The organism is Luoshenia tenuis (genome assembly GCF_014384745.1).
GTDB lineage: Bacteria > Bacillota > Clostridia > Christensenellales.
This window is the reverse complement of record NZ_JACRSO010000003.1, coordinates 75766-96381: the sequence shown is the minus strand read 5'-3', so window position 1 is coordinate 96381 and position 20616 is coordinate 75766. Positions and strand designations below refer to the sequence as shown.

Genomic DNA, 20616 nt, shown 5'->3' with positions numbered 1-20616 from the left:
AACAAAAGCGCTTGCTTTTACTTATCCTGATCCTCAATCGTTTTCTGGAACTCTGCCTGCAGATCTTCCAGCGTCTTCTTCATGCCGGCCTCATCCATGGTCAGCGCCGCCTGCATGCAGATCATATCGTACTTCTGGCCCTCAGCCGCCGAAGCACTGGGCACGCCGCTGATCAGCGGGTAGCACAGCGTGATGGCGTTGGACAACACGTTATCGATCACGTCTTTGCGATAATCCTTCTGGAACTCGTCCATCTCGTTCATGTAGCTCAAGCGGGCGGGATAACCATCCTGACCACCCTTGTCCTGATCCCACAGATCAGAGCTGTTCTCCGAGAACCATTTGAGGAACTTCATCGCTTCTTCCTTGTGCTGGGACTGTTCAAATACCATGTAACCATTCACGCACAGCTGCTCTTTTTGCACGCCGGAGGGCGATTTGAGCGGAGGCAGAATGCAAACCTGGTCAGCCGTAAAGCCGTCCGTAGTTCTGGCATTCTTATAGTCGCCGCAGGATTTGATCACGATACCGGCCTTGCCCGCGTTGAACAGCTTGGTCGCGTCGTCGCCGGAGTAGTTCTCAATACCGTCGGGCAGGCAACCTTCATCCTTCAGCGTACGGAAGAATTTCATCACCTGCAGGTTACGGTCGCTATTGATATTCGCAGAGCCATCCTTATTGTACAGCATGCCGCCGTTGCCGGTAGCCGTAGAGCTGAACGGGCCAGCGGAGTTGGTCACAACGCCGAAAGCCAAGCCATAGATCTCCTTATCCCTTTCGGTAAAGGCCTTGGCAACGTTGATGAACTCCTCATACGTCGTGGGCATAGACAGGCCCTTGTCGGCCAGCCAGTCCTTGCGGATGTACATCACGCGAGGGTCATAGTTGAACGGGATACCAACGGTTTTGCCTTTGAACACGTAGTAATCCAGCATACCTTCGAGGAAATCGTCATCCGTGCCCTCTTTTTTCCACTCGTCTACGATCCACTTAAGGTCCGCAGCCTCGTTGTTTACCGCAAACTGGAAGGGCATAAAGCCGCCGCCGATAGCCACGTCCGGCGCGCCGTTGGAAGCAACCGCGGTTGAATAGGTTTCAAACCAGTTGCTCCAGGGCAGATTGGTATAGTTGATGGAAACGTTGGGCGCTACCTCTTGGCAATATTTGTTTACAATAGCCTCGGCCGTAGGCGGATACTTCTCTGCCGGGCCCCAGGCCATATCCCAGAACTCCATGTGGACTGGCTCTGAGCTTGCCGCGCTGGAAGACGCCGAAGCCTCGCCCGAAGGCGCCGCGCTGGAAGACGAGTCTGCCGGCTGGTTATTGCAGCCTACGATCGAAAACGCCATCGCTACGACCAATAGCAGACAAAAGACAATAGAGATACGTTTAGACATGTGTGTTTCCCCTCCTTAATCCGTTTATCTCTCCCTGTTTCCCCCTAAATTGAAATGTGCGGAGAGTATAGGCCCCGCTGCATGCCGACGTATAGACATGACAGAGAATGCCCGCGGCCTTTGGCCGCAAGACCATTATAACAAATGTGTCATTAATATGTCAATCATGAAATAATTATGTATTTAACGGCATTAATAAGTCAAATTTCTTCATATAGTTCACATTTGAGTCATATCATTCGCGTTTTTTATTACGTTCTCAGTCGCTGACGCATAAAAAGAGGGCGGCTAATGCCGCCCTCTTTGAACCGATTTTACATCCCCTGCCGCTTTTACTCCACGCCGATCACCGTGCGCGCAACGCGGCCCTCCAGCAAATCCCTAATGCTATGGCGCGCATGGCCGATGATGACCCGCGTGCCCGCCTGCACCGGCCCTAAAACGAATTCCAGCTTAGCCTTGGCGCCATTGGCCCCCGCACGGCTGGCCCCTACGCAGGACTTTTGCAGCTCGCGTATGGCCGCAACCACGCTTTGAATGTCCGAACCGGTAACCCGCTCCACCAGCGTGGCGGGATCGCCGGGGTCCTGATAGATCCCCTCCACAGAGGATAGGATCAGCAGCGTCCGCGCGCCTACCAACTGCGAGATGACCGCCGCGGTTTCGTCGTTATCCACGCACTCCACCAGATGCCGATTCTCCCCTGCCCGCGCCTTGAGATCGCTCAGCTCCATCTTACGATTTTCCTCAAAGGATACCGGGTCGTTATAATTGATGATGGGGATCGCCTGCTGTACCGGCGCGCGCAGCAGCATCCGGCGGATGTACTCCCGCTTTTCCGGATCGTTAAAGTGTTGATGCTCTACCAAAATCTGCCGAACAGCATAGCGCTGGTCCACAAACTGGCGGTAATTATTCATCAAAATCGCCTGCCCCTGGGCCGAATAATCCGTCTTGACCTCATCTGGATCGCCATAGAGCTCCTGCCCTACGCGCTTAATATAATCCAGCCGGCCGATCTCCGTGGCCCCGGAGGAGACCAGGATCATCCCCGGCCGCAATTCCCCGGCCAAACGGCTGATAATATTATAATCGATGTCGTTCTCCCGTTTGCGGATCAGCGCCATCGACCCGATTTTGACTACTACGTCGATCCCCGATGCCATAATCGCATTAACCTCCCTCAACCTATAAAACGCACGCGTTTATCTGCCCCTCATCGTACCATAAACCCGCCCCAGGCGCAACTTAGCCCAGGTAATGGCTCGGAATGCCTCCCAGCCTTAAAACGGCCACAAACGGATTTTAGCCCCTTTACAGCGCGTCACTGTAGCCCGCGCATAAAAAAGTGCAGGAGGACTCTCCCCCTGCACTTTTATCTTTACCGCGCCGATAGCCGCCACCGTCTCCGCGAAGGGGCGCGGCGGCTCAAACATCGCAGATTAGTCTGCCACCTTGATGACCGCCTTGACCACATCCGCCTTGTTTTCGCAGTTATAGCTCATGGCGTGCTGCGTGTCGTCAAACTCGAACACGTTGGTCACCATATCCTTGAGCGGGATCGCGCCCGAGGCCACCGCGGCGATCGCCACCGGATACAGGTTGCGATAGCGGAATACCGTGTGCAGCGTGGCTTCTTTGTTCATCAGCGTGCCGATATCATAGGGCAGAACCGAATCCGGGCTCATGCCCACCAGCACGATATCGCCGCCGCGCTTGACCAGCTCCACCGTGGACTGGGTGGTCACCTTGCTGCCGGCGGTCTCGCAGACCAGGTCTACGCCCGCGCCATCGGTCAATTTCATGATCGCGTCCACAGTATTCTCCTTGGCCGCGTTGATCACCACGTCCGCGCCCAGCTTCTTAGCCATCTCCAGGCGCTTATCGATCACATCCACCACATAGACCGGGGATACACCCTTAGCCTTCAGGCTCATCAGGGTCACAAGGCCAATGCAGCCGCTGCCCAATACCACCGCGTTCTGGCCGATCTGCGCGTTCACCTGATTGGCGGCGTGCAGGCCCACGGCCAGGGGCTCGATCAGCGCGCCCTCCATGGTGGATACGTTATCCGGCAGCTTAAAGCACATATCCGCCGGGTGCTCTACATACTCCACAAACGTGCCGTCAAACGGCGGGGTGGCAAAAAACTCCACATCCGGGCACAGGTTATAGCGGCCGGTCTTGCAGAACTCGCACTTGCCGCAGGTCACACCCGGCTCCAGGGCTACGCGGTCGCCCACCTTCAGGTTGGTCACGCCCTCGCCCACCTCGGTAACTACGCCGCCGCTCTCATGGCCAAGGATAAACGGATAATCCACGATATAATCGCCGATCTTGCCGTGCTCGAAATAGTGCAGGTCGCTACCGCAGATGCCCACATATTCCACCTTTACGATGGCCTTGCCCGGGGCCGCCTTTTCGGGCTTAGGCACATTTTTCATCTCGATATGGCCAAGGCTGGTCATCACTGCTGCTTTCATCTCTGCCATGGTTTACTTCCTCCTCGTATTCCCCTTTTAAATGTTTCGTAATATCGTTAAGCCCCACGTGAGCTTAAAACGCACCGCTATTTCTGGACCTTTACGCCGGCCTTTTCCTCGTAATACTGCACCAGGCCGCCGTGATCCTGTCCGCCCTTGCCCTCTGCCTGCAGGTGTTTCATCATCTCCAGCACCTCCTGCGTCAGCGGGATGGGCGCCTCAACCTCCTGCGCCGTTTCCACCACGTTGCCCAGGTCTTTTACGTGCAGATCGATCCTGAAGCCGGGGTTGAAGTTGCGCTGCAGGATCAGCGGCATCTTGGCATCCAGCACGGTACTGCCCGCAAGCCCGCCGCGGATGGCCTCAAAAACCTTTTCCGCATCGATGCCCGCTTTAGAGGCCAGCACCATCGCCTCACTCATGGCTGCAATATTGCCCGCTACGATGATCTGGTTGGCCAGCTTGGTCATATTCCCGCTGCCCACGTCCCCCACCAGCACGGCAGAGGCCCCCATGCACAGCAGCATCGGCTTGACCTGCTCAAATACCTCTTCCGGGCCGCCGGCCATGATGGACAGCGTCCCATCCACGGCCTTGGGCTGGCCGCCGGAAACCGGACAATCCAGCATGACGACGCCTTTTTTGCCCGCCTCCCGGGCGATTTCCTGGGCCGCCAGAGGCGCGATCGAACTCATATCCACCAGGATCAGCCCCGCCTTGGCGCCGCTAAGTACGCCATCCTCCCCGCAGACCACGGTCTTGACCTGGGGCGAGTTGGGCAGCATGGTGACTACGATATCCACCTGCCGCGCGACATCCGCCGGGGACTTGGCCGCCTTGGCGCCCTTGGCCACCGTTTCAGCCACCGCCTCGGGGACGATATCATAAACGATCAGCGGATAACCTGCCCCCAGCAGGTTGGCCGCCATGGGCTTGCCCATGATTCCCAGCCCGATAAAGCCGATTGTTTGCATAATCTCACTCCTTTTGGAGAGGCTGCCCGTGATTAACCCGGGCGCCCCAATTCCAACCCTATTGTATCATCATTATTTCGATTAACCAATAGAAAACTTTGTTTTTTAACGGGCATTATTGCATTTTCTGTATCGCCGCAGGAGGTGCAAAAATACGGCAGTAGATAAACAACCCCACCACCAGCGCCAGGCAGATGCTGCCGGTAAACAGATAGAGCGGCTGTACCCGTCCAAACAGATCGATCAGCGACCCACCGGCAAGGGAGGAGGTCACATTGGCGCAGCTCAGCGCCAGGCCCCAGATCATCATCTGTCCGCTGGTGCGCAGTTCGGGGATGACCGATGTGGCCACATACCGCGCCAGGGCGAAACTGGTGGCCGCAAAGCAAAAGGCGTGCGTGGTATCCAGTACGAAGATCAGATAGGGTGAATTGATAAAAGCCATGCCGAAGTGGCGAAAGGTCATTACCGCGCCGCACATCAAAAACATGTTGCGCGTGCCCATCCTGCGCCAGATCCGGTCGGCAAAAAAGAGCACCGGCGCCTCGCTGGCCGCGCAGATCGCCAGGCCGATCCCCATCAGGGTATTATCGCCCCCCAGCTCCTGATAAAAGAGCGGGAGAAAATTATGGTAAAAGTTATTGGATACCTGCATCAGCACAAAGGTGACCAGCAGAACGACCAGCTCCCGGTCCCGAAACAGCAGCCACATGGAGGCTTTTTTACCCTGCGCCGCGCTGGACTGGCGGCCCGGGACGACCGGCATAAAAAAGCACAGCACGGCCAACACGCCCAGCGCTGCCAGCAGCACGTAAAAGACGTTGCCCGCACTGCGGTCCATCAGGGCGCCGGTCACCAGCGTGGTCAACCCGTAGCCGATGGGGCCGCAGGCCCGCGCCCGGCTATAACTGCCGCCTACGCTGTCCAGATACTCGATAGCCACCGAATCCACCATGGGGTTGAGCGGTTTTAAAAAGAAATAGAACAACGACGCCATAACGATGATGTATGGAAATGTATTGTTGAGCTGGATCAGCGAAATGACCACGATCATGGCCAGCACCAGCAGCTGTACCAGGCGCATTTTTGAGCGGCTGTGGTCTCCCGCCCATCCCCAGACCGGCTGCGCCAGAAAGCCCATTACGGCGCCCATGGCCAACACCTGTCCGATCTGCGTGGCTGTAAGCCCCGCCGCATCATAATAAACCGATAGAACCGAGTTACAGGCCGTGGTCACATACACCAGCCCGTAAAATAGATAGAACTGCCCGATCCCCTTCCCGCGGCGCGCCGCGCTTTCTCCCCCCATGAGCACCCATCCCCCTTTTCTATTTGCGCCGGGAGCGGCCCGCCCCCGGATGATAACGGGATGATCCGGCCCTGAACAGGCCGGTGGGCGACAACGATATGCCCTTTTCTCTATTTCTATAATATTGGTTTATAAGGATTAAATGTGTAAAGCAAGCCACTCCTGTTCGGGATCCTTGACCTTTTTCGAGAGCAGTATAAACGCCGCTGCGGCGGCCGCCACCAGTCCCCCCGCAATCCAGAATACCGGCTGGATGCCGCCCATGGCGTCCACCAGCATGCCGCCGAACAGGGTGGAAACGATTTTGGCAAAACTCTGTGCCAGTACCCACACCAGCATCTGCCCGCTGATCTGCAGTTCCGGCACTACAGAGCGCGCGATATAGCGCGCCAGGGCGAAGGTGGTCGCCGCAAAGCAGAAGGCATGGGTCATATCCATCACCAGCAGCATGGCCGGCTGGGCCACCAGGGCCAGGCCGAAATAGCGCAGCATCATAAAAGCGCTGCTGATCAGCAGCAGCTTGCGCGTGCCGATGGCGCGCCACAACTTATCGGCAAATAGCAAAAAGATCACTTCGCTCACCGAGCAAAGCGCCATGCTGTAGCCGATGAGGTTATTGTCGCCGCCGCTGATATCCGAACAGAATACGGCCTCAAACGCCGCATAGAAGTTATGGGATATCTGCATCAGGACTAGGAAGCCCAGCAGCAGCAACAGCCCCTTATCCTTGAAAAGATCGCGCATGGGGGCGCGCTTGGGCAGCGCGCCTTCCGGCAGGGGGGTATGGGGCAAGCTGGGCACCTTAAAGCCCAGCAGCGCCACCAGCGCCAAAATCGCGACCAGCAGATAAAACACGTACGTGGGCCGTCCGTTTAACAGCGGCCCCAACGTCAGCGAGATCAGCCCAAAGCCCAACGGGCCGCAGGCACGCACCACGCTGTAGTGCCCCCCGGTACGGTCCATGTACTCGATGGTCAGCGCATCCGTCATGGGGATCAGCGGGATGACCAAAAAGAAAAACAGCGTAAATACCAACAGCACGTAACCATAGCTGCCCGAAAAAGGCATGGCCGCCACCACCAGTACCAACAACAGGGCCAGCAGCTGCACCACGCGGATCTTGGATTTGGCCCGGTCCCCAGCCTTACCCCAGATCGGCTGCGCCAGCAAGGATACCGCCGAGCCCACAGCTAGGATCTGGCCGATCTGCGCGACTGAAAAGCCGATGCTCTGAAAGTAGATCGAAAACACCGCTGAGCACGCATTGATCATGTACAGCAGCGCATAGTAGACGTAAAAAATCTTCATACCGCGACGAGCGCTGGCGCCTGGATTCATAGGATCACAGTACTCCTTCTAAAAGGGTTTGTTTTTGCGGCTACTGTCCGCTTTTCTCGCTCTGTGCCTGAGGCTCCGGCTCCTGGGATGCCGGGGCGGGCGGCTCCTGCGCTTCCGGTTCGCTTTGCTCCGGCGCAGGCTCGTCCTGCGGCGGCGCCGGCTCATCCTTTTGCTTTTGAGCGTCCTCCTGGCTTAAAAGGTCGTACCAGGCCTTGGGCGGCTCGGAGGGATGGGTGGTAAATTCCGGGTCCGAAAACAGCTGGGCCACCCGCTTGGCGATGTCCGCCTCGGTCTCCGCCTCGCCGCCCATCTCCTCTTGCGCCTGTTCCTGGACTGCGGAAACGCTCTGCAGCAGCTTATGCAGGATCTCATGCCCGCCAACGCATCCTTCGATCGTTTCAATACCGCTCAGGGCGGTAGCCAACCACTCGTCGCTGGGCGCGTTGATGACCAGCTCCGCATCGTCATATAAAGCCACAGTCGCCAAACTCAGGCGGCATACGGCGTCGTAATACTCCACATAATCCTTTAGCGCGAAGCGGTTGAGCGCGGCGCTGAGCCGTTTCATATCCCCCGGGGCGATCAGCAGAAAATCTCCCGGCCACTCCCCTTCTTCCTCGCTGGCGTATAGCAGCTCCGCCGGGGGCGCAAAGAACACCACACAGCGGCGCCGTCCGGTCATCCGTTTGATCAGCCCGGATTTGAGCCAGACCGCCGTTTCCTTTTGCACCGGCGTTTCGATCTCCTTTTCTGAGCGGAGCATGACCGCCTCGCAGATATTGGTGACCGCCGCCAGATTTTGGCACACCAGGCGCACCAACTCCCGCGGCAGGGTCTTTTTTGATTTATGTCCGCGGCCCTTGGCCAGCTCCTCGGTGACCAGAATGATCGATTGTTCTTCGCGTTCGATAATCCATCTCGTATTGCTCATAGCTTCCTCCATCTATCTAAATACCCATCACAAAGCGATACCATTGCGCCATAGCCTCAAAGCCCGCCCGCACTTCCTGGGCCAGCTGAGGCGTAAAGAGCCCTGCCCCCAAGGGGCCTTCAAACTCCAAAAACAGGCTCTTGCGGTTTACCCAGGGCTTGAGGTCCGCATCGATTTCGGGCTTGCGGTCTTTTTTATACAGGTCTCCGCCAACGGCAAAGTCCTTGAGCTTAGGCTCTGAAAGGAGCTGACGAAACGTATCCGGGAAGGCCTCCACCCGGTCCCGAAAGGCGTTCATCAGCGGGCGCACCTCGCCCCAGATCCCGCAGCCATAGTGATAACCCTCCAGCGTCACATCAAAAAAGAAGCCGTGGGCCTCACTGGCCCGCGTCTTTGGTGGCTTGTAGCCGATCCACAGATGATCCCGGTAAGGGCTTTTATCCTTGCTAAAGCGCGTATCCCGGTTAATGCGGGATACCACCCGCTCCGGGCGCACTTCAAGAGCCGGATCGATGCGGGCCACCACGGGCGCCAGTTCGGCGGCCAGGGCTAAAAAGGGCTCCCGCGCCACGCGCTTATAGACCTCCCGGTTCGCATCCATATAAGCCTTGGAATTATTCAGCCGCACGCCCATAAAAAAATCCAGCAATTCCGGAGAAAAACCCGTAAAGGCCATTGTAATGATCCCTCCCCATAATCCGACACTTTATTATACCTGCTCGCCCCCCGCAAATGCAACCCTGCCTCCTCGCCCGGGGACAGCGCGCTGCAACGCCCGAAAACCCGATATTCGGGCCTTTTCAGGGACAAGACGCCGGTCGAACCCTTGTTTTTAGGTACAAGAATAACAAAATGTTACATTTTATTCTGCGTCGCCCGTGCAGCAAAAAGGCGAGGGGTTCGACTCCCCTCGCCTCCGGCCGCGCTTACACCTGCGGCTTATCCTCTCCATCATCATCTATCGGCTGGACCGGCAGCCGGCCCGCATTGGCATCCCGCCGGACGTTGATCTGCCCGTAGGCGTTCTCCTCCCAGCTGCCCGGCTCCTCCTCTTCCCAATCCGGTTCCTGTGCCGCCCGCCACAGATCGTCATTCATCAGCACGGGGCCTGGGCCGCTAAGCGCATCGTCCTCCTGCAGCTCTTCTATCTCCGGTGCTGAAGGCTGCGGCTGCTCCATGGGCAGAATGTCCAGATCGTCCATATCTCTGATCGGCCCCTGCGGCAACCCTTCGTCCTCGGCATCCGGTTGCATATCCTCCTCCGGCAACGGGTCCGGCACCGGGCGCACCACCCGTCCGGTGGGAACCGCCGGCTGGGGCTTGCCGCCCTTTGTCCCGGGTTTGGGCCCTTTAGGCCCGTGTTTTTTCTGCTGGCGCTTGAGGATGATCAGCACCACACCTGCCGCCACCGCCAAGAAGGCGATCACGCCCAATACGCTCCAAAGCGCCGTCATCATGCCGTTTTGGTCCTCTTCGCCCTCCTGGGCCTGATCGCTCAGCACATTAATGGCAATGGGCGCAGCGCGGCCGCTGCCCTCTATACCAGAGGCTGTATCCACTGCCTTGACGGTGAATTCATAGCTCTGGGATTTGAGCACGCTTAAATTGATCTCCACCGTCTTGGTCTCGCCCGCAACCAGCTCCCCGGTCACCTTCTCCAGCTCGCCGCTATTTGCCTCCGAGATGACCAGATCCTTTAAGGCGTTTTTACCATAGTTTTTCATTTCGACCGTGAACTTGACCGTTCCCGGCTCTTCCAACTCGGCCGGGTCGGCCTTGACCTGGACCTGCAGATCCACCGGGTTCCCCTCCAGCTTGACCTGGAAGTTCAGCGGCTGCCCCTCCGTTGTAAAGGTGGATCCCGTTACCGTATTGATCGCGCTTAGCTTGAACTGTACCGTCTGGTTCTTTTCGATCTTCAGCTCCTGCTCAAAGGAGAGCGACTTGCCCGCCTCCAGCTGCTGAGCCTGGTGAACGACGCCCAGGTTGGCGTCGCTGATCTCGATGTTTTTCAGCGTGATATTGCCGCGGTTGACCACCTCTGTCTTAATGGTGACCGTGTCCCCCGCCGCGGGATTCATCTGGTCACAGGTAGTCTTTATATCCACCGTGGGCACGGCCACGGAGATCAGCATCGCATCCAGCGTCTTGGCATAGCCCTGGCCCGCAGCGGAAAAGGTCACCGCCGGGGTGGAATTGATATTCGCCTCGACCGCAAGGCTATGCGTCAGGGTCTGCGTATCCCCTACCTGCAGCAGATCCAGCTTTTTATTAAAGTGCAGCTCATCGTCTTTTACCTGGATATTGGTGATCGCCACATTGCCCGCGTTGCGCAGCTTATAGGTCACGTTGACCGTCCCCCCCGGCTCTACCGGATTGCGGTCCACCTCCCGGGTAAACTCCAGCGACGGCGCCGCCGATATCTTTTTGACGACTACCGGTATGGCCTCGCTATACTGCTCCCCATCCAGGGTATAATGCAGCTGCAAGGGCAGGGCTTGCCCCAGCTGGCTCTCGGATAAGTCGTACTCGATATTCGTCGTGCGGTTGCGTCCCGCCTCGATATCCTGCAGCTCCTCTACGATCTGCCCGTTTTCCTGGATCGTCACGCCCGTCATCGTAGCGTTGCCTACAGGGTTCTTGACCGTTACGGCGATTAGCACGGTCCCCGCCGCACTCATTTCCGCCGGGTCAGCGGAATAGGAAATATCCACACCGGTACTGGGCTGCGCCGCCGCGCTGGGGATCATCAGCAGCCCCGCCATCAGCAGCGCCAATATCAGGGCGATCCCCCGCCCCGCAGTCTTTTTGCGCATCAGTCCTCCACCTCTTTATTCTTCAATCTCCCTCGTCGGGGTGCATAAATACGCACATCTTACCGATTTTATTCTACTTTTCGCGTCCATTACTGTCAAGTAAAGTTTATATTGCAGGCGCGCAAGGCACTGCCCGCCGCGCCTTGCGCACAATTGCGGCGCATGTTACACTGGGCATACAAGCCGGGGAAAGGAGGGCAAAACGGATGAAACGGGTATTATACATCGCCGGCGTTACGCTATTGCTGGCGCTTTTTACCTATCTTTGCACATTTTTAAGGCCGGCAGAGGTTTCGCCGCTTGAGATCTTGCAAATGGATACGGCCTCCCGCATCGACGTACTGCTCTGCCCGCCTGGCGAACCTCAGCAAAACACGCGTCTGAGCCGGGAGGAAACCGCGTTGATGATCGAGGCTGTACGCACCCTTCCCTTTGATACGGTGCATGCCGCGCCTCCGCCCAGCGATATCCGCTATATTGCCAGCATCGAGATCGAGCTGCGCAACGGCGACCTGCTCACCTTTTTCCTGCCCGAACCCGGGAAGAATCAGGGCCTGTTGCTCAACAGCGTTTACTACCCTTTTACGGATATGCAATCGCATTTTTTATTCGATATCATGCTCTCTACCGGCGACTTTGTATGGCCCGCCGGCTAATGCGCGCGCACGGGTCTCGTCAGAACATCAAACCCCCGCCAGGTACCCGACGGGGGTTTTCTATATTGCCTATGGATCAAAAAGTGCGGTCTGCGTTATTCCTTAGGTTCGTCCTCTGAGAGATGCTCTGCATCGGGTTCCTGCGCCGGGGCGCTGCCTTCCTCCTGCGGCGGCAGACTTTCTTCTCCTTCCGGCTGTGCATGGCCAGCCCCCGGATCCGCTTCATCCAGCTGCATGGGCTGGTTAAAGCGCTTGCTCAGGATCAGGTACAGCCCAATCGGGATCAGGATCACGCTGATCCACTGCGAGGTGGAAAGGCCGCCCCATACGCCGCGGATCGCGTCATAGCGGAAGAACTCCAGCACGAACCGCTCCAGGCCGTAGGCGATCAGATAGGTGCCCAGCACCGCGGTCTTTTTATGGGTGCGGTTGCCGATAATGTACAGCGCCACACACAGCACAAGGTTAAACCCCGCTTCGTACAGCTGTACCGGCAACAGCGCAACCCCCTGGGGGGCGGAGGAATTGGCCGCAAAGATCACGCCCAGCGGGGGCTCGGCCGGGCAGCCGTAGCAGCAGCCCGCCATAAAGCAGCCTACCCGGCCGATGGCGTGCATCAGCGGCAGCGCCGGAATGATGGCGTTGAGCAACGCCCACTTGTCGACCTTATACTGCCTGCTGTAAAGCAGCAAACCGGCAACCCCGCCGATAAACCCGCCATAATAGACCAGCCCGCCCAACGCCGTCAGCCAAAATTGCTGAGGATTGCTCTGTATCAAGGCAAAGTTCTCCACGATCCAGGGCATCATGGTCAGCATATACAAAAGCTTGGAGCCTATAATAGCGCCCGCGCCGATGTAACAGGCGGCATAGATCACATCATCCCGCTTCACGTGGTAACGCGCGCTGCGCTTAAGCGCCAGGATGATCCCCAGCACCACCGCGCACATCAACAACACCCCATATGTGGGCAGGGTGACATTTCCAAAGAGATGGATAAATGGATACAATTTACATTCTCCTTAATATGAAAGTAAACAGCAGCCCAGGAAGGACTGCTGTTTAAATTTTGTCTATTGCACTGGCCTTACATCAAGCTGTTGAGCTCGTTGAGCAAAGACTGACCCGCGCACGCCGCACAGCCCAGCGGGATCGCGCAGGAGAAGAACATGATCGCGTTCAGTACCAGGCCGATGATAGAAAGAACGAACCCAGCGGTCGCCACACCAGCGGCGCCCTCTTTTCTCGCCTTAACGCCCATCACCAAACCGACGATACCCAGCGCCAAACCAATGTAAGTACCCCAAATGGTCAGCCACAGGAAAATACAAACAACGCTGATGATACCCAACACCAGACTAGCTACTGCCGTACCGTTACTTTTCTGCTCCATAGTTAAATTACTCCTCTCTCATTTAGGATTCTTTCTTATTATATGAGCTTCGTATTTTGCTGTCAATTAAAAGAAAACAACTTCTGACTTAAACGTTATTTTTATTACCTTTTTTGTATATTGATTGAAAGGGTAAAAAAGGCCGCCCGGAACACAACCGGGCGGCCCTCATCAGCGCCCCTTAAAGGATGGTGATCCAGCCGTGATTATCCGGCAGCTCACCGTACTGGATGCCCGTCAGGGTATCGTACAGCTTTTGGCTAAGCTCGCCCGTGGTGCCGTCGCCGATCTTAATGACGCGATCCTTCCACTTGAGCTCGCCCACCGGGGAGATCACCGCAGCCGTCCCAGTGCCGAATACCTCCAGCAGCTCGCCTTTATCATAGCGGTCAAACACCTCTTCAATACTGATGCGCCGCTCCGTGGTCTTATACCCCATATCCTGGGCCAGCTGCAGCACGCTCATGCGGGTGATGCCGGGCAGGATGCTGCCCACCAGCGCCGGAGTGGTCACCTCGTCGTTAAAGCGGAAGAAGATGTTCATGGAGCCCACCTCTTCCACATATTTCTTCTCAACGCCATCCAGCCAAAGCACCTGGGAATAGCCCAGCTTCTTGGCCTCCTCGCCCGCCAGCAGGCTGGCCGCGTAGTTGGCCGCCGTCTTGGCTGCGCCGGTGCCGCCGCGCACCGCGCGCACGTAGTTATCCTCCACGTAGATCGGCACAGGATCCAGACCCGTGGCATAATAGGCGCCTACCGGCGAGAGGATGATATAGAAGATATAGTGGTTTGATGCGCGCACGCCCAGGTGCGGATCCGACGCGATGATGGTAGGCCGGATGTACAGCGACGTGCCGGGCGTAGAGGGCACCCAATCCTGCTCTAATTCCACCAGTTTTTTGAGCGCGTCCACCATGAAGTCCACGTCGATCTGCGGGATGCACAGCCGCTCGGCCGAGCGGTTCATGCGCATAAAGTTCTGCTCCGGGCGGAACAGGCGAATCTTCCCATCCTTGCAGCGGTACGCCTTAAGGCCCTCGAAAATGGTCTGGCCATAGTGCAGCACCATGCCTGCCGGATCCATCTGAAAAGCGTGGTAAGGCTCGATCTTCGCATCGTGCCAGCCCTCCTCCGGGCTGTAGACCACGGTCAGCATATGGTCCGTAAAAATATTGCCAAAGCCCAACTTGCTTTCATCCGTCGGTTTGGCTTTGAGTGTTTTGGCTTTCTCGATTGTCAATTGCATATTCGTCCTCCAATCCGGCTGCCCGGCAGCCTTAATCCTACCGTTTTACATGTAACATTATCATACACCTGCCGGCTTTCGCCCGCAAGCGGTTACGCCGTTTTATGGCCCCTTTTGCCCCGGCGCCGCCTTTTATTCGAGGATATCCCAGGGCCAATAAAGGGTATCCAGGCGCTGCGGCTGTGCGCCGCCGCTGGTCATATCACGCATTTTAGCCGTAAAGAGCGCTTCCTCCTGCGCGCGCAGCAGCACCTCCAGGTACACATCCTGCCCAAAATCCGTGTGCAGCACCCGGAAGGGGGAGTGCTGCAGATAGTTCTCCGCGCTGCCCCATATCCCATAATCCAGATGCAGCCCAATCTTGTAGGACAGCTGCCACACCGCGATGCCCGCCTGGGCGATGGCCTGGGCCGCCGTGCCCGAGAACGCCCGGGTCAGCCCGCCGGCGCCCAGCTGGATGCCGCCGTAATAGCGTACCACGGCGCAAACCACGTTGGTCAGTTCCTTTTGCTTAAACACATCCAGTATCGGCATCCCGGCCGTGCCGGATGGCTCTCCGCTATCTGAAAACCGCTGTATATTCTGGCGCATCCCGGCCATATAACCATAGGCAATGGCGCTGGAAAGCGGATGGGCTTTGTGCAGATCCTCGATAAAGGCGAGCGCCTGCGCCTCGCTTTCGATCGGGGCTGCATAGCCTAAAAAGCGGGACTTTTTGATAACCGCCTCGCTTTTGCCCTCCGCCGCCAGCGAGCGATAGCTGGTGATCTCCATAAGCCGCCTCCGTATGCTTTAGTCCTCCGTCACAACGAAACGGTGGAAGCCCTTTTTGCCCTTTTGCAGGGTGAAGGTACGCGCGTCGTACCGGTTCGGGTCCACCTCCTGCTCCACATCGGCCACTTTCTCCCCTTCGATCTTAACGCCGCCGCCCGCAATCAACCGCCGCGCCTCGCCCTTGGATTTGCACAGGCCGCACAGCGCCAGCAGGTCGATCACCCGGCGGTTATTTTCAAAGATCTCGCAGGTGATATGGCTGGTGGGGATGGATCCGACGTCTGCGCCGCCGCCAAACAGGGCTTCCGCCGCATCCTGTGCCTGTTTGGCCGCCTCATCGCCATGGATGATGCGGGTGATCTCATAAGCCATGATGCGTTTGGCTTCGTTGATCTTCTCATCTTGGTAGGAGCCCAGCCGCCGGACCTCTTCCATCGGCATAAAGGTCAGCAGTGCCAGGCACTTTTCCACGTCACGGTCGTCAATATTGCGCCAGTACTGGTAAAAATCGTAGGCCGAGCACTTGGCCGGGTCCAGCCACAATGCGCCCGCCACGGTCTTGCCCATCTTGACGCCCTGGCTATTGGTCAACAGCGAAAAGGTGAGCGCAAAAGCCTCGCCCTGCTCTTTGCGGCGTACCAGATCCGCGCCGTAAAGCATATTGCTCCACTGGTCGTCCCCGCCGGTCTGCAGTTTGCAGCCGTATTTTTGATAGAGCACCAAAAAGTCATAGGACTGCATCAGCATATAGTTAAACTCCAAAAAGGAGAGCCCGCGCTCCAACCGCTGCTTGAAGCACTCCGCCGTCAACATCCGGTTGACTGAGAAATGCACGCCGATATCCCGTAAAAACTCAACGTAATTCAGGTTCAGCAGCCAGTCGGCATTGTCCACCACAAACGCCTTGCCCTCGCCAAAGTCCAAAAATTTGGAAAGCTGCTTTTTCATGCACGCCGCGTTATGGTCCACGATCTGCCGCGTCATCATCTTGCGCATATCCGATTTACCGGAAGGATCGCCCACCATGGCCGTGCCGCCGCCCACCAGCGCAATGGGCCGGTGCCCCGCCCGCTGCAGATGCGCCATAGCCATCACCGGGATATAGTGCCCGACGTGCAGGCTGTCCGCCGTGGGATCAAAACCGTTATAAAAGGTGACCTGCTCCCGGTCGAAAAGCCGGTATAGATCCTCCTCGTGGGTGACCTGTTGAATAAATCCGCGTTCCTTCAGGGTATCCATTACGTGCATGGGTCTTTGTCCTCCTTCATCCTCTCGCATCCGCGCGTCTTAATGGTGCCGCATGAGCCGCCCCGCCACAAAACGCCTTTTTCAGTATAGCAAGCCAGCGCCGCGGCGTAAAGATAACGGGGAGCGGAAAAAAGAAAAGCTCCGGTCCTTGACCGAAGCTTTTCTGCCGCAAAATCCATCATCTATCAAGGGGCAGCACAACTCCGGCCGGGCCAACGTAAATAGAGCCCTGCACGTATACGCGCGCATAGGCGACACCGGAAAGGACCATCCCGCAATAGTTCGCCGCCGAAGTCCCTTTCATCTTATGCCGCCTCCCCTCGAAATTTTTTATCATTATAGCACCCGACCGGCTTTTTGCCAATGCCTTAGGGCAATTATTTCTCCAAACCGGTAAATTTATGCAAACAAGGGGCGCCGTCAAGCGCCCCTTGCCTCATCTAAAGCATTAGCATTCAAACGTCTTTGCCTGCTCGAACTCATCCTGGATCTCCTTGGAGGGCGCCTTGGTCAGCAGGGACACCACCACGATGGCGATGCAGCTGAGCACAAAGGCCGGGAACAGCTCGTAAATATCCAGCCAGCCACCCAAGGGCCGCAGCAGCATGTTCCAGACAAAGACCATGATGCCGCCGGTGAGCATGCCCGCGATGGCGCCCGCGCGGTTGGTCCGCTTCCAGAACAGCGAGAAGAGCATGATCGGCCCGAAAGTCGCGCCAAAGCCCGCCCAGGCGAAGGATACGACCTTAAAGATAACACTATTCTCATCCAGCGCGATCAGCATGCCGATAACGGCGATCGCCAACAGAATGATACGCGAAACCGTCATGACCTGTTTATCCGTGGCGTCTTTTTTCAAAACGCCCTGGAAAATATTTTTGGAGAAGGCCGACGCGGCGATCAGCAGATAACTGTCCGAAGAGCTGATGGTAGCCGCCAGGATACCGGCCATGACCACGCCGCCGATAAGCGGCGGCAGCAGGTGCGTAGAAAGCACGATAAACACGTTTTCCGCCCCGCCGGCCGTAAGCAGCGTGCTCTCCGTGGGGAACAGCGCCCGGCCGATCAGGCCGATGCATACCGCCGCAAACAGGGAGATCAGTACCCATACCGTGGCGATCCGCCGGGATTTGCGCAGCTCATCCGCCTTGCGGATAGCCATAAAGCGCAGCAGCACCTGCGGGATGCCAAAGTAGCCCAGGCCCCAGGACAGCGTCGAAATAATGGTCAGCAGCCCATAATCCCCGGCCGCGCCGAACAGCGGCGCCCCCGCCTCGGAGATCTGCTGCACGCCCGCCGCGTCCACCTGCGGCGTCGCGATGCCGAAGAAGGTAAAGAAACCGTCGATAGACTGTGCGTTTTGCACCACCGCATCCACGCCGCCCGCAGCGATGGTCCCGGCGATCAGGATCGTAGCCAGGGCGCCGATCATCACCACGCCCTGCATGAAATCCGAAACGCTCTCCGCCAGAAAGCCGCCCAGGAAGGTATAAAGGATTACGAACAGCGCGCCGGCCACCATCATCCACTGATAGGGCAGGCCAAACAGGCTGCTGAACAGCTTGCCGCACGTCACAAAGCAGCTAGCCGCGTAAACGGTGAAGAATACCAGAATAAACAGCGCCGCAATGGTCATGATCACCTTTTTGTTCTCGCGGAAGCGGTTGCTGAAGAAGTCCGGAATGGTAATGGCATTGCCCGCCAGCGTAGAATAGCGGCGCAGGCGCTTGGCTACAAGCAGCCAGTTCAGGTACGTGCCCACCGCCAGGCCGATCGCCGTCCATGCCGCATCGCTGATGCCGCACCAATACGCCACGCCCGGCAGGCCCATCAGCAGCCAGCCGCTCATGTCCGAGGCCTCCGCACTCATGGCCGCGACCCATGGCCCTAAAGACCGCCCGCCAATAAAGTAGTCCTCACTGCTCTGGTTCGCCCGCTTGGCGAAAAAGAGCCCAATCCCGATTACGACGGCCATATAGGCGACCATCGCGATCAAGGTTTGTATACTGTCTCCCGTCATCGTACAACCTCCTCAATTTTACCGCCGGGCGGCCTCTTATGCCCCCATCCGCCCAGGCAGCGCTCTCATCCGTTTATTATAATTGATTATAAACAGGTTGACAATGGCTTTATCGCGCTAATGCCTGTATTCCTGCCCCATGTCGCCTTTTGGGCACGCTTCGCTGGACGCCTTACCGCTTCGTATCCTCTATCGCCACTTCAAGTTTTCCGTTCTGATAGCGCATTAAACGATAATTCGGTTGCTCGTGGTCATCCCATCCCACAAACTGGATAAAATAGTTTAATTGCGGGTCAAGATAGCCTTTCTGGTCCACCCGACGCCCTACTGCCCAGAGATTCGCGCCTATAGGAGACAACACGCCGTCGTGATAGCACATCAGCGTTCCGCTCAGCGGCTGGTCTAGCTGCACTGCCTTCTCGCCGGGAGCGGTAAACCACGCGCTTCCATCCATGCCTACACTGCAAATCCGATCCGAAATCTCGCCGATCTGTACGGGCGGCTCGTCCAACTGTGCAAAGCAGAGGATACTCTCCCCTTCTGTTTGGGCTCGGGTATAGTACACTCCCCGACCATCAGGCGTCAGTGCCAAACTGTTAACCGTCTCGTCCAACAGAGCATCTCCGCTTAAATTCCCCTCCGACAGCGCGGCCCGGTGGAGCGCGCCCGCCCGATCCTGATAATAGATCATTCCTCTACAAATCTGCATGTAGGTGAGATCCGCATCTTCCAAAACGCGTTTTATGGTTCCGTCGGCGGATAAATATAAGAGCTCCTCTCGATTGCCCTCCCGCCCCACAACCGTATAGATTCCATCCCAGTCGCTATCCGCATCGCGCGAGAGAACTTCGATATCGTTCCAAAGTTTGATATCGGTAATCGGTTTTTCTAACGCAAAACGCCTCATGCCCAAACCCCTATCATAGCGATAAATCGCATCGTCATACGGGCAGATGAATAGCGCAGCCTCGCCGGTTTCGTGGATATAAGCTTCGGCGGCAATCGAATGGACGCGCTCCGCCTCCTCCAGAGTTGCAAAGCATTCGACCTGGCCGTCCAGGGCATAAAAATAGGATATCCTCTGCTCCTGACTCTCTGCCTCGCTCCAAAAGACCATACGCCCGTCCCCGGAAACATCGATGAGGCGGACGTTGCTTTCACGCCGCGCAACTTGCTCCGGCTGGCGCGCGCCCTCTTTAAGCACCTGGATTTTTCGCCCGCCCGCCGTGACAAACGCGCAGGTCAGCCCACGCGCAGCCGCAACAACATCCGTCACATCGCTTCCCCGCTCTGGGCCCACGATTTCTCCCATCTCAAAATCGTACCGCCGCGGCACAAAAAATGAAGCTTTACGTGGCTTATGCACGTCGTTATAGGCTTTGCCTACAATAGAAAGGTAGAAATTCTTTGCGCCGCCTACCGTTTCAGGGTAGCCCGCCGCCAGCATTTCTGCTCGGGCCTGTTCTACGGTTCCATCAAACTTTTCGTCCGATATGAGCGTGCTTAAAACCGATTCCACCGTACTGAGCGGATAGCGCTCTACCTCTACAATATAATTAAAACCCTGATCTGTCACTTCCCCGAACTGGTAAAATCCTTCGTCTATCTTCTGGATCGGTGCGCCAGCACCGCCGACCATCAGCGTTCCATCTTCCTGAACTGCCGCAAGATGCCTTTCGTCCGGCGTGATCATTCCCGTTTGGTAATGGCCCTCCTGATGTACAACGGCGTTTCCGGCCGTCCAGTAGATATCCCCCGACTTGTCTACGATCGTCAGTTTAGCGCTTAACGTCTGCGAGCTCTCTGCGGGTGGTGCGGCACAGCCGCATTGCACGAGAACAACCCAAGCAAGAAGCCATGCCCTAACAACTCGCAAGACCGGGGTTTTCAGCCCTTCTTTCGCCATGAGGAAGCACCTCGCTTTTTTATAAAACTGCACCATACAAGGATCCTGCCGGATGATGTTTATTCAACTTATCATTTCTAAGAACGTACTTGAATTAATGAGAGTTGATCATATTGATATTTTTA

Annotated in this window: 17 protein-coding genes; 1 reads left to right on the top strand and 16 read right to left on the bottom strand. The window is 57.0% G+C overall.

What is annotated here, in order from left to right:
• Positions 1-17: 17 nt before the first annotated feature.
• The 9 genes from H8699_RS07810 to H8699_RS07770 all read right to left on the bottom strand — a co-directional run bounded on the left by H8699_RS07810 (position 18) and on the right by H8699_RS07770 (position 11248).
• Positions 18-1397, bottom strand: coding sequence for an ABC transporter substrate-binding protein (locus H8699_RS07810; RefSeq protein ID WP_249285188.1), 1380 nt, complete (start codon positions 1395-1397; stop codon positions 18-20).
• A 332-nt stretch (positions 1398-1729) separates the two neighbouring features.
• Positions 1730-2563: an amino acid kinase family protein gene (locus H8699_RS07805; protein ID WP_249285187.1), complete on the bottom strand. Its 834-nt coding sequence runs from the start codon at positions 2561-2563 to the stop codon at positions 1730-1732.
• 276 nt (positions 2564-2839) lie between these two features.
• Positions 2840-3889 (bottom strand): NAD(P)-dependent alcohol dehydrogenase, encoded by a 1050-nt coding sequence (locus H8699_RS07800; protein ID WP_243125598.1) that lies wholly within the window; start codon positions 3887-3889, stop codon positions 2840-2842.
• A gap of 77 nt (positions 3890-3966) precedes the next feature.
• Positions 3967-4854, bottom strand: a complete 888-nt coding sequence (garR, locus tag H8699_RS07795) for a 2-hydroxy-3-oxopropionate reductase (RefSeq protein ID WP_283244179.1) — start codon at positions 4852-4854, stop codon at positions 3967-3969.
• A gap of 115 nt (positions 4855-4969) precedes the next feature.
• Complete coding sequence (locus H8699_RS07790) at positions 4970-6163, bottom strand: MFS transporter (RefSeq protein WP_249285186.1); 1194 nt, start codon at positions 6161-6163, stop codon at positions 4970-4972.
• 138 nt (positions 6164-6301) lie between these two features.
• The gene (locus H8699_RS07785; protein WP_249285185.1) at positions 6302-7501 is read right to left on the bottom strand and encodes an MFS transporter; all 1200 of its coding nucleotides are present in this window, start codon (positions 7499-7501) and stop codon (positions 6302-6304) included.
• A gap of 40 nt (positions 7502-7541) precedes the next feature.
• Positions 7542-8432: a hypothetical protein gene (locus H8699_RS07780; RefSeq protein WP_249285184.1), complete on the bottom strand. Its 891-nt coding sequence runs from the start codon at positions 8430-8432 to the stop codon at positions 7542-7544.
• 16 nt (positions 8433-8448) lie between these two features.
• The gene (locus H8699_RS07775; RefSeq protein ID WP_138294721.1) at positions 8449-9108 is read right to left on the bottom strand and encodes a DUF2461 domain-containing protein; all 660 of its coding nucleotides are present in this window, start codon (positions 9106-9108) and stop codon (positions 8449-8451) included.
• 250 nt (positions 9109-9358) lie between these two features.
• A complete protein-coding gene (locus H8699_RS07770; protein WP_249285183.1) occupies positions 9359-11248 on the bottom strand; it encodes a DUF7507 domain-containing protein in 1890 nt (629 codons plus the stop codon).
• A gap of 206 nt (positions 11249-11454) precedes the next feature.
• Here H8699_RS07770 and H8699_RS07765 point away from each other — a divergent pair, with 206 nt between their 5' ends.
• Positions 11455-11904: a hypothetical protein gene (locus H8699_RS07765; RefSeq protein WP_249285182.1), complete on the top strand. Its 450-nt coding sequence runs from the start codon at positions 11455-11457 to the stop codon at positions 11902-11904.
• 95 nt (positions 11905-11999) lie between these two features.
• Here H8699_RS07765 and H8699_RS07760 read toward each other — a convergent pair whose 3' ends face one another.
• The 7 genes from H8699_RS07760 to H8699_RS07730 form a co-directional block, all read right to left on the bottom strand.
• On the bottom strand, positions 12000-12914 hold the full coding sequence (locus H8699_RS07760; RefSeq protein ID WP_249285181.1) for a prolipoprotein diacylglyceryl transferase: 915 nt from the start codon (positions 12912-12914) through the stop codon (positions 12000-12002).
• Between the two features lie 77 nt (positions 12915-12991).
• A complete protein-coding gene (locus H8699_RS07755; protein ID WP_249285180.1) occupies positions 12992-13297 on the bottom strand; it encodes a hypothetical protein in 306 nt (101 codons plus the stop codon).
• Between the two features lie 181 nt (positions 13298-13478).
• Entirely contained in the window at positions 13479-14543 is a 1065-nt protein-coding gene (locus H8699_RS07750; protein ID WP_249285179.1) for a branched-chain amino acid aminotransferase, read from the bottom strand.
• Between the two features lie 132 nt (positions 14544-14675).
• Complete coding sequence (locus H8699_RS07745) at positions 14676-15317, bottom strand: IMPACT family protein (RefSeq protein WP_249285178.1); 642 nt, start codon at positions 15315-15317, stop codon at positions 14676-14678.
• An 18-nt stretch (positions 15318-15335) separates the two neighbouring features.
• On the bottom strand, positions 15336-16565 hold the full coding sequence (gene tyrS / locus H8699_RS07740) for a tyrosine--tRNA ligase (protein ID WP_249285177.1): 1230 nt from the start codon (positions 16563-16565) through the stop codon (positions 15336-15338).
• A gap of 448 nt (positions 16566-17013) precedes the next feature.
• Entirely contained in the window at positions 17014-18585 is a 1572-nt protein-coding gene (putP, locus tag H8699_RS07735) for a sodium/proline symporter PutP (protein ID WP_138294728.1), read from the bottom strand.
• Positions 18586-18757: 172 nt separating this feature from the next.
• Positions 18758-20527 (bottom strand): hypothetical protein, encoded by a 1770-nt coding sequence (locus H8699_RS07730; protein WP_249285176.1) that lies wholly within the window; start codon positions 20525-20527, stop codon positions 18758-18760.
• Positions 20528-20616 lie beyond the last annotated feature (89 nt).